Source organism: Nitrospirota bacterium (assembly GCA_016180645.1).
In the GTDB taxonomy this organism is placed as follows: domain Bacteria; phylum JACPQY01; class JACPQY01; order JACPQY01; family JACPQY01; genus JACPAV01.
Window position 1 is genome coordinate 40,002 of sequence record JACPAV010000011.1, and the last position, 12,673, is coordinate 52,674.

At 60.6% G+C, this 12,673-nt stretch carries 12 protein-coding genes and 1 pseudogene; 7 read left to right on the plus strand and 6 right to left on the minus strand.

Annotated features, from left to right (window positions below; translation table 11 throughout):
• Window positions 1-21 precede the first annotated feature (21 nt).
• From HYT87_08355 to HYT87_08370, 4 genes and pseudogenes are all read left to right on the plus strand, one after another.
• On the plus strand, window positions 22-1,287 hold the full coding sequence (locus HYT87_08355; protein MBI2059767.1) for a hypothetical protein: 1,266 nt from the start codon (window positions 22-24) through the stop codon (window positions 1,285-1,287).
• A gap of 43 nt (window positions 1,288-1,330) precedes the next feature.
• Window positions 1,331-1,798, plus strand: coding sequence for a cyclic nucleotide-binding domain-containing protein (locus tag HYT87_08360; GenBank protein MBI2059768.1), 468 nt, complete (start codon window positions 1,331-1,333; stop codon window positions 1,796-1,798).
• A gap of 227 nt (window positions 1,799-2,025) precedes the next feature.
• On the plus strand, window positions 2,026-2,580 hold the full coding sequence (locus HYT87_08365) for a hypothetical protein (protein ID MBI2059769.1): 555 nt from the start codon (window positions 2,026-2,028) through the stop codon (window positions 2,578-2,580).
• 131 nt (window positions 2,581-2,711) lie between these two features.
• Window positions 2,712-3,380: pseudogene (locus HYT87_08370) on the plus strand (class I SAM-dependent methyltransferase).
• 323 nt (window positions 3,381-3,703) lie between these two features.
• On the opposite strand, the gene HYT87_08375 reads toward HYT87_08370, so the two are convergent.
• Both HYT87_08375 and murJ read right to left on the minus strand, forming a co-directional pair.
• On the minus strand, window positions 3,704-4,264 hold the full coding sequence (locus tag HYT87_08375) for an aminoacyl-tRNA hydrolase (protein MBI2059770.1): 561 nt from the start codon (window positions 4,262-4,264) through the stop codon (window positions 3,704-3,706).
• A gap of 13 nt (window positions 4,265-4,277) precedes the next feature.
• Window positions 4,278-5,798, minus strand: coding sequence for a murein biosynthesis integral membrane protein MurJ (murJ, locus tag HYT87_08380; protein MBI2059771.1), 1,521 nt, complete (start codon window positions 5,796-5,798; stop codon window positions 4,278-4,280).
• A 94-nt stretch (window positions 5,799-5,892) separates the two neighbouring features.
• On the opposite strand from murJ, the gene HYT87_08385 reads away from it, so the two are divergent.
• Both HYT87_08385 and HYT87_08390 read left to right on the plus strand, forming a co-directional pair.
• The gene (locus HYT87_08385) at window positions 5,893-7,290 is read left to right on the plus strand and encodes a TolC family protein (protein MBI2059772.1); all 1,398 of its coding nucleotides are present in this window, start codon (window positions 5,893-5,895) and stop codon (window positions 7,288-7,290) included.
• A 19-nt stretch (window positions 7,291-7,309) separates the two neighbouring features.
• A complete protein-coding gene (locus HYT87_08390; GenBank protein MBI2059773.1) occupies window positions 7,310-7,879 on the plus strand; it encodes an ABC transporter substrate-binding protein in 570 nt (189 codons plus the stop codon).
• Between the two features lie 119 nt (window positions 7,880-7,998).
• On the opposite strand, the gene HYT87_08395 is transcribed toward HYT87_08390, so the two are convergent.
• The 3 genes from HYT87_08395 to HYT87_08405 all read right to left on the minus strand — a co-directional run bounded on the left by HYT87_08395 (window position 7,999) and on the right by HYT87_08405 (window position 10,866).
• Window positions 7,999-8,913 carry a phosphoribosylaminoimidazolesuccinocarboxamide synthase gene (locus HYT87_08395; GenBank protein MBI2059774.1) on the minus strand — a complete coding sequence of 305 codons (915 nt, stop codon included), beginning with the start codon at window positions 8,911-8,913 and terminating at the stop codon, window positions 7,999-8,001.
• A gap of 121 nt (window positions 8,914-9,034) precedes the next feature.
• A complete protein-coding gene (locus HYT87_08400) occupies window positions 9,035-10,333 on the minus strand; it encodes a PQQ-binding-like beta-propeller repeat protein (protein ID MBI2059775.1) in 1,299 nt (432 codons plus the stop codon).
• A gap of 29 nt (window positions 10,334-10,362) precedes the next feature.
• The gene (locus HYT87_08405; GenBank protein ID MBI2059776.1) at window positions 10,363-10,866 is read right to left on the minus strand and encodes a helix-turn-helix domain-containing protein; all 504 of its coding nucleotides are present in this window, start codon (window positions 10,864-10,866) and stop codon (window positions 10,363-10,365) included.
• A gap of 246 nt (window positions 10,867-11,112) precedes the next feature.
• Here HYT87_08405 and HYT87_08410 point away from each other — a divergent pair, with 246 nt between their 5' ends.
• A complete protein-coding gene (locus HYT87_08410; protein MBI2059777.1) occupies window positions 11,113-12,300 on the plus strand; it encodes a thiolase family protein in 1,188 nt (395 codons plus the stop codon).
• Between the two features lie 86 nt (window positions 12,301-12,386).
• On the opposite strand, the gene HYT87_08415 is transcribed toward HYT87_08410, so the two are convergent.
• A complete protein-coding gene (locus tag HYT87_08415) occupies window positions 12,387-12,596 on the minus strand; it encodes a ferredoxin (GenBank protein ID MBI2059778.1) in 210 nt (69 codons plus the stop codon).
• Window positions 12,597-12,673 lie beyond the last annotated feature (77 nt).

Genomic DNA, 12,673 nt, shown 5'->3' on the forward strand with positions numbered 1-12,673 from the left:
TTTTCCCGTGGAAAGTCTCTCATGACAACTCTCAGGCGGCAACCGCTGCGGAATGTCGTCCTCCGCAGTCCCGATCAACTGCACGACTGTTTCCGGAAGGCGGCCACCGGCTCCCGACCGAAGCGGCTTGGATGCGAGTTCGAGTGGCTCACAGCGGACCATCGAGGCCAAGCCGTCCCATTCGACGCCCCCCATGGAGCCTCGGCCCTGCTCCAACGTCTGGAGAAGCACTTTCACTGGGATCCCGTGGATGTTGATGGGCATGCCCTTGCGGTGCGAAAAGGTGAAGTCATCATTGGTCTCGAACCGGGTGGCCAAGTCGAGTATTCAAGCGCTCCCTATGCCAGCCTGCTTTCTCTGTTCGATGAGTACACCACCGTCAAGGCGGATCTTCTCGAGGCGAAACGAGGGATCGACCTCTTTTTCCTCTCCGTAGGAGTTCATCCCACGCTTCGCCGCTCAAACAACCTACCCATCGTGCCGAAATCCCGGTATCGCGCTTTGGCCGATCATCTCACCCGCACCGGTCGGTTGGGACACTGGATGATGAAAGCAACAGCCTCCATTCAAGTGAACCTCGACTATGCCGATGAAGTCGAGGGATCGGATATCCTGAGAGCGGCGGCCCATCTCAGTCGCTGGTCGGCCGGAATGTTTTCGAACTCTCCCATCTGGAAAGGTCGTTTCACTCAAATGTCTTCCTTCCGCTCGGGCATTTGGAGGGACACCGACCCGGCCCGATGCGGTTTGCCGGCATTCATGCTGAATTCCGCTCACGGACTTCGCGATTACGTCGAGTATGCCCTTGACGTCCCGGTCATCTTCTGTGATTGGTGTCCTCCCCGGACCCACCGCCATACATTCAGGGAATGGATTCAAACCGGCCGACCCCATCGTCCCACCCTCGGCGACTGGGATCTCCACCTCACCAGCTTGTACCCGGATGTGCGGGTCAAACCCCAGATCGAGCTCCGATTCATCGATGCCCTGCCGGACCCGCTCGGAATCGCAACCGTAGCGTTCTTCAAGGGGCTGCTCTACTCACCTCGCATCCGAAATCGACTGTTGAATTTCGCCGATCGGCCGGGATCCCGTCGAATGCGACCGCAGGAACTCCTCGAGTTGGCGCGAGGCGGCATGATGGAGCTCGCGCCCGCCGAGGCCGCCCTCCTTGAACCTCTCGAGCCGGTCGTTCGAGGCGGAGTTGATTCACCTGCACGACGGACACTGGCGGAATGGAGATCGGCCGGATCACCGTCGGAGTTTGTCCTACGATCCGCTTGGTAAGCCCAGGATTGAGTCGGTCCGTACGCTGTGCTAGGTTGACGGAATGATTCAACTGCTCGGCCACACGAACGTCTTCATCAACCTTCCACCCAAGACGGTTGAAGAAATCGCCGCCAAGGTGGAAGTCAAGACATTTAAGGAAGGCGAACTCGTGCTTGAGAAGGAAATCCTGAACGATTCGCTGTTCGTCATCGCAAAGGGCCGGGTGGAAATTCTCATGACGGTCCGGGACAAAGAAGTCAAGATGGCCGAGCTGGGTCCCGCCGAGGCGTTCGGGGAGATGAGCTTTATCGACAATTTCATCACCTCGGCCAGGGTTCGGGCGATGGAAGACACCCAGGTGGGCCAACTTCACAAGCATGACATTCTGACCGTCCTTAAGCACGACCCTCTCGCCGCCTCGAAATTCTGGGAAACGCTCTGCCAGATCCTGATCCGGCGGTACTGGGTTCTTTTGGAACAGACCTATAAAATCTTCAAGGAATACTTCAAGACGCACGAGAAGTTGTAGGTAGCCGCAGGCTTCAGCCTGCGGTCAAGACGCGGGCTAAAGCCCGCGCCTACCAAGAATTACAACACGCACCCGTAAAGGCCATGTTACATGCCGTGCCATCCGTGGCACGGCAACATCTCATGGCCCCGTACCATCCGTGGCACGGGGGTGCGGCTACCGGATATCGCTCCTCCCCGTAGGCACTCAAGTCCCTTCGCCGGTCGCCGAATACCATCAGTGGAGTTATGGAGGGCATCCTTTCCGCACAGCAACTCAGCTTCAGCTACCAGCGGCTCAGCTACGGCTACATCCAAAACGGTCAGATCGACGAGCAGCAGGTCCTTGAGGGTCGAAATCTCAGGGAACTTGCGGACAAGCTTTTCGAGTTGCCCGGTGAGACTGTTGAAACGGATGGCGCGGCGGATCCCCTCGAGTCGCTTCGCCAGGAGGTAGGCCAAGGCACGGCTTTCTACGTCACCTACGAAGAGATCCATCTGGAATTCTCGCAGGTCCAACTGCAAACAGGGGACGCCCTCGGTGATCCAAACGGCGCGGATACCGTCGATGGATTGCTGGGGAAAATCAATAAAGCCTTCGAACAGATACGAAATGCGACTCTGAAGCCCAGTGATGATTTAAGGAGTCAGATCCAGCAATTGATCGAGAGCGCATTCTCAAGAAGCGCAGACAAGCTCGACAAGCTGGGTGAAGTGAGGGACCCCACTCGTCAGAAACTTGACAAGCTGCTGGAAGATATCCGCAAGTTGATCGACCAGACCTTCGGCGCACCTGCCGCGTAAGCAACCCGGAAACAGTCTTCTTTCGATCCGTCGCGGTTCGACAGGCTCACCACGAGCGGTTTCTGACGTCGCATCAGACCTTGGCTCCCGCTCCCTCAACCGTCCTGTCGTCGGTGTATACTTGCACACCGATGAAACATACGCCCTCTCGATGCTCTTTTCCGGGCGACCCCTGTTTCAGCAACGCCGCTTTCGCTAAACGCGCTTGGAAACGCCACCCTCTCCTCATGGATTACCTGAACCCGCGGTCGCCCCTGCGTATTCGGCGCCTGCTGCAGAGGCGTATTTACGAGGCAGCCTTCTTTCCCTATTACCGCCGGCTTCGGCGTGGAACACGAGTCTTGGATGTGGGATGCGGGGTCGGGCGGTTTCTTATCCCTCTCATGCGCTCCGGCTGCAAGGTCGCAGGAATCGATTTCGACTTCGGTCACTTGAGAGCGGCCGGCAGGCACGGCATGGGGGTTCGGGATGTCCGGCCTCACCTGAGTCAAGCCCGGGCGGAAAGCCTTCCATTCCGCAACGGGGCGTTCGATGCCGTCCTGGCGATTGAAACACCTTCGTACGTGTCATCGGCCGAGCGCGCCCTTCGAGAAATCCGACGGATCCTTCGCCCAAGGGGACTGCTCTTTCTTTCCGTGGAAACGCGACTCGGCGGCGCCCTCTCCGATGGCCACCTCTCGCTGGATCAAATCGACACGGTGCTCCAGGCCGGCCGATGCCACGTCCCCGGTTCCTTTTTTGCGCGCTACTACGAAGAGCGCGAACTCCTTCGCCTCCTCAGGAGAACCGGCTTTTCCGCACTCCAGTGCCGCCCGGCCCATTTCATCCTGGACGGCCCCCTCGAGCCTGCCGTGGAGAATGCAAGTCTCCACATACCTTCCTATCGCGCTTCGATCGTCCGCCTGGAACGAACTTTGGCCGCGACCCCCCCCCTCCGCTCCCTCGCCCGCACCTGGGCTGTCGTCGCCCGGCGACTCCCAAGAATCCTATCGCGTGAAATGCGAGAAGGCGATCCGTGTTCTGGAGGATTGGTCCCCTCCGCTTCGTTGCGGCCCTTTTCGGAGACGGTGAAAGGCACTTCGTGGGAGCCGGTACCGGGACGACGAGTGGAATCCCTATGGGATCACTGCGTCGCGCGCCGGTTGAAGCGGTTCATCGCCGCATCGACACCATCGGCCAGGATCAGGCGGACCGCCTCCGCCGCGGTCTGGACCACGGCCTCAAACACCGAATCCTCGCCATCCTTAGGCGGTTTCAAAACGAAGTCGACCACGTCCTGCCCGGGATCAGGACGCCCGATGCCAACCCGGACGCGAACAAATTCATCCGTCCCGAGATGTTCGATCAACGATCTCAAGCCCTTGTGGCCCCCGTCGCTGCCGTCTTTCCGGACACGAATGTTGCCGAGCGGAAGGTTCAGGTCATCGCAGACGGCGATCACGCGGTCCCGCCCCCGCTGAAGCACGCCGGCTACGGCCTCCCCGCTCAGATTCATGTAAGTCTGCGGCTTCAGGAGAAGAAGCTTCCTGCCTTCCCACTCCAGGGACAAATCCAGATCCCCGTTTGCGTTCTTCTTGAATTTTCGCCCGCCGGCCGCGAGGTGATCCACAACGCGAAATCCGACGTTGTGTCGCGTGTGGTGATACTTCCGGCCGGGATTGCCCAGCCCCACAATGATCACCACTTCGTGCCCATCCCTACGCGCGCCTGATCCGTTCGGCAAACGACCGCGCCGTCCGGCTCCCCGCGAACCACACGACCAGCCCGAACGTGGCGGCCCCGAGGAAAATCAGGGCAAGCACCCTTGGCGCCAGACCCAGCACAGGTTCCAATCTCGGCTCGGCTCCCACCAAGACGGTCACCATCGCAATTGAAGCAATTGCCACCTTCACCAGCTCACTCCAAAACACCGCTCTCGACCGCGGGGCGCCCACAAGCCGGCGTCTCGCGAGTGAAAGAATGGCCAGGTTGACGACGGAGCCGGCCACCGTGCCGAAGGCCACGCCCTGCACCCCCCACCGGCTCTTCGCCGACCAGCCGACGGCAGCGGTGACCAGGAGCGAGGCCGCCGCGGCCGCAACCGGTATCCGGGGTTTCTGCACGGCGTAGAAGACCTGCGATGAGATCCGGGTCGATGCGAATGCCCAGAGACCCAGTGCATACACGCCGAGCGCTCCCGCCGTGCCGGCCGCCATGTCCGGGCCGAACTGCCGCCGCTGGTAGACCAGTTGAACGATCTCCTCCCGCAGCACGATTAGGCCGACGGCCGCAGGAATCATCAGGAAGAGAGAGGCCAGGAGGCTCCGATCCAGCAGCTCCCCCAGCCCCGCATGATCCTTTCTGGCCGCCAGTTCGGCGAGCATGGGGAGGGACGCCGTAGCCATCGAAATGGCAATCAGGGCCAGGGGGAATTGCACCAGACGATCGGCATAGTAAAGGGCGGAAACAGCTCCGGTACCGAGCGTCGATCCCAGTTGCGTGTTCACCAGTACCTGGAGTTGGTAGACCGTGCTCCCGATCACCGCGGACGCCATCAGGGTGCCGACTCGGCGAACGCCGGGATGGCCCGGTTGCCAGGCGGCCTGAAACGGCACGCGAATCGCCCTCGCTTCCGTTAGAACCATCACCAGTTGGGCCACCCCTCCTATGAGAACACCCCAGGCCAAACCGTCCACCGGCAGGGCCGTGTACCGGGAAAGCAGAAGAGCTCCCAAGATCATTCCCACGTTGAGCACGGCCGGCGTGACGGCGGAAACGAAAAATCGGTTGTACGTATTCAGCACCCCCATCACGAGGGAAACGAACGTGATCAGCAGAATGAAAGGGAACAGATAGCGAGTCAGATGCACCGCGAGCGCGTGCTTCTCCGGATCGGCCCGGAAACCGAAGGCGAGGGCATCCACGAGTTGCGGTGCGAATGCCACGCCGAGCAGGGTGAACCCCGCAACGCAGGGGACCGCCAACGTGACCAGGGCGCCCAGAAAGCGCCCGACGGTCTCCCGCGACTGCAATTGGAGTTCCTTGAGGACCGGGATGGTGGCTGCCTGCGTCGCGCCCTCCGCGAGGACCGCCCGGAACATGTTCGGCAACCGGAACGCGACAAAAAAGGCATCGGTTGCGCCCACGGGGAAGAAGGCGGCGATGACCGCATCGCGAACGAGGCCGAGCAGGCGACTGATCAACGTCGCTACGCTGACGGAGAGTGTGGACCTCAGCACCGGCCAATTATACTCGGAAGGCCCTCCGCTTCGCTTGCGAAATCCCTCCGGGCGGCGATAATCCCGCGATGTCCTTTTCGACCCTCCGCCCCGCATGACCACGAGAGCGCTCCTCCTGCTCGCCGCTCTCTGCATCCCGTGCTCATCCCCGGTCTTCGCACAGGAGACGCCGACCCTCCTCGACTACAAAGAAGTGATTCAGCGTGCCCTGACCCGAAGCCCCGTCCTGGCCGAGGGTCAGGAACTATTGGGATTCCGCCGGTCCCAGCTCGATGAGGCACGGCACGCCAAATTCGTTCCTCGCTTCGATGTCCGCTATACACTGACCCCCGTACCGGACATGCATCCGGGAACATTGGACCTCCCGGAGAATTTATCGGCGCTCGAGCCGATCGAGGAGGAACTCCGCGCTCTATCCTCGGAGTCCGGCCAACTTGAAAAGTTCGAAATCGGTCCCGGACACTACGTCGAGATCACCGCCACGCAGCCTTTATTCACCTTCGGCAAGCTCCGAAGCCTGGAGGCCATGGCCCGCGGAGGCGTCGCCGCCGCGGAATACGAGACACGCTTTCGGTCCCGCGAAATCATCTGGCGTGTATCCCAGATCTATTTCGCACTCATTGCCGCCCATCAAGGCTCCGCGATCGTGGATGAAACGGAGTCCGAACTTCGGAAGATCCAGGACCGGGTCCAGCATCTCGTGGAAAAAGGCGAGATCTCGCAGGAAGACACGCAGCGGCTGAAACTATTCGAGGTCGAGCTGCAAAACCGGAGGGCCGAGGCCTCCCTCGGCATCGAACAGGCGAAGGCGGGGCTTCGGATTGCGGTCGGAGCGGAGGTGGACGTGGCTCACGAGTTTCCCTCCATCGAACCGTCTCTACCGGCTCTGGAGGATCTATGGAAGGATGCGCCGGCGCGACGACCCGACCTCAAAATGGCCGAGTCGGGTCTCAGCGTGAAAGAGGCCCAGGTCACCAACGCCCGGAGCGAGTTCTTCCCGCAGCTTTTTCTGGCGGGCCGGTTCACGCTCGGATATGCGCCGAATCGATTCGACATCGGAAACCCTTACCTGAGCGATCCGGCCAATGTGCGCCGATTCGTGGCGTCCATGGGAATAAACCAATCCCTGAATCTCTTGCTGATCCGAGACCGTGTCCGCCAGGCGCGTCACGATCGCGCCAAGTCCCAAGCCATCTTACTAACCTTGCGCGATCTCGCCGAGGCGGATATCACCCGCGCCTACTATCAGTACCAGGAAGCCTCGCAAAAACGGGAGAACAACATCCGGGCGGTACGCATCGCCCGGGGCTGGCTGAGCACCGCGATCAACAACTACACGTTGGGCCTCATCAAGATCCGGGATGTGCTCGATGCTTTCCAGGCGTACCTCAATGCGAAGAAGGACTTCACCCAGGCAGCCTACCTGTACTATACTTCTCTTGCCCGTCTCGATTATGTTGCACAAACGAACCTTCTATTCGATCAGCCGTAAACTGCTTGCAGCAATTGGGATGGCCATACCGCTCGTGGTCGGGCAGACGGCGACGGCAGACGACGACCCCCTTGGCACCATCCGCTACTGGGAACAGCAGATCAAGGAGGTCGTCCATGCACCTTCCTATCGTGGAACGCCGGAAGACAAAGAACTGCTGAAGGCCCGAATCCGCTCGATTCTGGACACGGAACGGATGGGGCGCCTGGCGGTCGAGAAGCATTGGAGCAAACAACCGGAGGCGGATCGCCGCGAATTTCTGAAGCTCTTCAGGACCCTCGTGGAGCGCGCTTCCGTGACCGACCGGAAGGTTGATCTCTTCAAGCTGGACAATATCCGGTACGGCACTCCCACGGTCAACGGTACCAATGCGGAGGTCAAGGCGCATGTCCGGCCCTCGAACGAGCAGGTGGACGTGGAGGTGGTCTACAGGCTTTATCGAAACGGCAACGGCTGGAAGATCTACGACCTCGTCATCGATGAAGCCGGCATGATCGAGGGATTCCGCGGTCAGTTCAACCAGATCATTGCGGAAGATTCATTCAAGGAATTGCTGAACCGGATGCGGAAGAAGGCGGTCGACGAGTAGCGCTCACGGCTGCGTCTTCGAGCGCAGGCATGAAGCCTGCGGCTACCGGGGATTGGAGAGGACGTAGGCTGGTAGGCGCGGGCTTTAGCCCGCGTCTTCGGACGCAGGATGTCGGCGGATCAGAGAGAGTCGCCGGTCAACAGGCGATAGGCTTCGAGATATTTCTCTCTCGTCCTCGTCACGATCTCCGGAGGAAGAGGAGGTCCCGGGGGCGTCTTGTCCCACTTGAGCGAGAGCAGGTAATCCCTCACGAACTGCTTGTCGAAACTCCGCTGGCTCCGTCCCGGTTCATATTCGGACTTCGGCCAGAACCTCGACGAATCCGGCGTGATCACTTCGTCGATCAGAATGACCTTTCCATCGAGGAGGCCGAATTCGAATTTCGTATCCGCGATGATCACTCCGCCCTTCTCCGCAACCTCACAGGCGTGGGTGTAGATCTCGATGCTGACGTCCCGCAGCCGTTCCGCCAGTTTGCGGTCGCCCAGGATTTTCACCGCCTCGTCAAACGTGATGTTGATGTCGTGCCCCTTCTCCGCCTTGGTGGACGGCGTGAAAATGGGCTTCTCCAGTTTCTGCGACTCCGCCAGGCCTTTCGGCAACGGCACGCCGCAGACGGCCCCCCGTTTCGTGTACTCTCCCCAACCGGATCCGGCCAGATAGCCGCGAACGACGCATTCCACGGGGAGCGGCGCCGCCCGGCGCACCAGCATGCTCCGGCCCGAAAGGGATTCGGACCGCGATTGAAACGGGGGCGGGAAATCCTTGACCTCCGTGGAGACCAGGTGATTGGAGATGAGTTCGCGGCTCTGCCCGAACCAGAACCGACTGATCTGCGTGAGGACGAATCCCTTGTCCGGAATTCCCGTCGGGAGAACCACGTCGAAGGCCGAAATGCGGTCGCTGGCCACCATCAGAACATGGCTCCCCGCATCGTACATGTCCCTCACTTTGCCCCGACGTTCGAGCTTGGCGCCGGGGATTTCCGTGTACATCACCAAGGGGGTTCTTGCGCGGAGACCGTTCGTACCCATCGCGTGGATTCCTTTCTGCCCCCCTGCATAGCGCCTCTGTGAGGAGTCTGCAAGCGCCGGTGGCCGAGACGGCCGAGGCCCGAACCCGCAGGTCGGAGTGATGCTGAGGGCTACGGAAGATCTATTTCAGCGAGTATAGGCTGCCGGCTTCCGTTGCCACCAGAAGGCGCCCCGACGCTACCGCGGGGGCGGAGTTGATCGGGCCGTCGAGCGAGAGTTTCTGCACGGTCGCTCCGCTGTTGGCATTCACGACCACCACTTCGCCGTTCCCGGTGCCGACGTACACTCGGCCACCCGCCACCACGGGACTCGAAATAAATGCGGGCGTGCTGGGGATCCCGGCATCCACGCTCCATCGAACGGAGCCGTCGGACAGATCGAGGGCGTAAAGTTTCTGCAACCCAGCCGTCACCAGGGCGTATGCCCAGTCGCCGGAAATGGCCAGGTTGGACACCAGAATCGATGTGGGCCCTTCGGCCCGTGCGGGGGCGCGCGCAGGGGCGCCGGACTTCGCCCGTTTCGCTTTCTCCCTTTCGCAGTCACCGCCCGATCGCTGGTTCTCCATGGGATCGTCGCAAGCCGGAATAGAGTCGATCGTCACCGTGCGGGTCGGCGCCGCTTTGGCCAGGGCGACGAGCGGTTTCGTCCAGAGGCCTTTGCCTTCGACGGAAACGGCATACACGTTGGGATCTTCACCGCCGGGGGCAAAGAGAACCGTGCCCAGCGAACTCGCCGAGGGGGAGGCCATCATGACGCTCCCCTTCGTCTGCTTCTTCCAAAGGAAACGGCCATCGGCCGCATCCAGCCCTGTGAGGAACCCGTTGTTCGCCGCGATGATGAGCGTCGACCCGCTCAAGGCCGGTGAGCTGTAGCTCATCTGACCCAAGTCGTACTGCCACAGGATCTTGCCGGACAGGCTCACGGCGAGGACTTTCTGGTTCGGGAATCCCGATCCCATGTACACCACGCCGTTTGCGACGACGGGTGAGCTCATTTCGTTCCCGCCGGAGGCCGTCTTCCACAGAAGTTTTCCACTCGTGGCCTCCAGGGCATACAAGTGTCGATCGTACGAGCCGAAGAAGACCTTCCCGTCGGCCACCGCTGGAGTCGAATGAACCCGGTCCCCGGCTTGGAAGGCCCATGTCGGTTTCCCCGTGGCCAGCTCGACGGCCACGACCAGTCCTTTGTCCGTTCCGACATACGCTCGAGTGCCGTCGGACGAAATCGAAGACAGCGGTGTGGCCTTGAGGGCCGCTTTCCACTCTTCCGAGAGCGAATCACCGAGAGGCTGCGATGAAAGGGAATCCCTCGTGGGCGATTTTCCCAGAGACGGCCAAGCCTCGGCCCAAGACGCAGACACACCGCCTGCCAGAAGAGCCAGGCCCAAACCAACCGACCCCGCGAGTTTCAGCCCTTTCATGTGACCTCCCTTCGAAAAACGATCCGACCTCAAATCTTCAGGTGCTCCTTGATCCGCTTCTGGTCTTCATCGCTGATTTCGACCGCCCGCAGACCGATGGAGATGGCGCCGTTCGAGCGGAACCGGATGATTTCGAATCGACCCTCCACCCCTTTGAGATCGGTTTCCATGATCTTCAGTTTCAGCGTGAACGGCTGGAGAGGAAAGCCTCCCTTCACCGCCCATACGTTCGAGATCAAGGCGCCGTCCGGAGTCAGATTGTTGATCGTGCACCAGCCGCGATCGTACGCCTGGCCGTTCTCGGTCAAGAGCACCTCCATCTCCGCCTTGGCCCGAACGAGTTTCCGTTCGAACTTTCGCTTGTATTTCTTCCTCAGACGCCCAAAATCGTAGCCCATTTCGCGGGCTACGCGGATGACGTTCTCGACCGTACTCTTGCTGGTGATCATGGACGGGTGCCCATTCAGGACCTTGTTGACCGTGGTACGATCAAGCCCTAGTACATCCGCAATGACCTGCTGACTTACGCTCATGGATTTCCTCCTTGTAGCAAGAGGTTAGCTCCGCACGACTGCTTGAACTCTTCCCGCATTGTGGGATCTCCTCTTCTCACTTGTGATGTCTCTATGCCAGATGTACCAACTTGCCGCTTTTTTGTCAACACCCCAAGCCATCCATGACCAATGGGCGCCCGTGCCGTCACCCACCTGGAACTCGATACCCCAGATAGTTTGACACACTGCGTTGGTGCCGATACGATCCGTCTCGGAGGTCAAACTATGGAAGAAGCGGTCATCGTTGAAGCTGTACGAACGCCTATCGGCAAGAAGAAGGGCAAACTCTGGGGGGTCCGCCCCGACAATCTCGTGGCCGATGTCATGAAGGAAACGGTCCGCCGATCCGGGGTGGATCCGGCGTTAATTGAGGACGTCATCATGGGGTGCGTGACCCAGATCGGGGAACAGGGATTTAATATCGCCCGGAATGCGGCCCTCATCGCCGGCTTCCCTCTGGAGGTGACGGGTACAAGCGTGAACCGGCAGTGCGGTTCCAGCCAGCAAGCGGCGAATTTCGCCGCGATGGCCGTGATGTCGGGAGTGCACGAGTGCATGATGGCCGCCGGCGTCGAGAGCATGTCCCGCATTCCGATGGGATCGGACGGGATGGTGGCGGACTATGGTATCCCGATCAGTTCGCGGCTTTCCGAGCGGTTCGATCACAAGCTCGTTCCACAGGGCATTTCGGCCGAATACATCGCGCAACGCTGGAAGTTGAATCGCAAGGCGATCGACGAGTTTTCCTACCAGAGCCACGTGAAGGCCGCGCAGGCCACGGAGAACGGCTACTACAAGCGTGAGATTCTCCCCGTCGAGGCGCCTCTCATGGACCCCAACGGCCAGCCGACGGACCAGAAGCAGACGGTGAGCATGGACGAAGGATTCCGAAAGGACGCGTCACTCGAAAAGATGGGGTCGCTCAAGCCGTCGTTCCTGCCCGAGGGAGTGGTCACGGCGGCCAACTCGAGCCAGATCAGCGACGGCGCTGCGGCCCTCCTCATCATGTCGAAGCGAAAAGCCAAGGAGCTCGGTCTGAAGCCCCGCGCCCGTTTCATTTCGATGACGCTCGCGGGCGTCGATCCGGTGGTCATGCTGACCGGCCCGATTCCGGCCACGCAAAAAGCGCTCAAGAAGGCCGGCCTGGCCATGAAAGACATCGACTTGGTGGAGATCAACGAAGCCTTCGCCTCCGTTGTGCTCGCCTGGGAAAAGGAGCTTCAGCCGGACATGAAGAAGGTCAACGTAAACGGCGGCGCGGTCGCGCTCGGACATCCGCTGGGTTGCAGCGGCGCCCGGCTCCTGACCACCCTCCTTCACGAGATGGAGCGGCGAAACGCGCGGTATGGGCTGTCCACCATGTGCATCGGGTTCGGGCAGGGCATCGCCACCATTCTGGAGCGGATGAACTAGAAATCCGGCGGCCGTCGGGTCACCTCGACGGGTAGCGTGGGCGTCTTTCGCCCGGGACGGAAAGTTGAGCCTGTGGAGTTCGGTGTCTACGGGTAGATTTGGTTCCCCGTATCGTCTTCGAGCACAATGGCCTGAGTGGGACAGGCCTCGGCCGCATTGAGAACGGTATCGTCATCGGCTCCCTTGGGGTCCAGTACGATGGCCTTGTTTTCCTTGTCCATTTTGAAGACGGCCGGCGCAATGCCGACGCAATTGGCGGCCCCGATGCATAAAGCTCGATCTACGCGTACTTTCACATTTACCTCGCTTGCCGGAATCCATCGCCGGCGATCCGATTGATTTCGCTCGACCCTTCATCTACCATGCAAAAGTC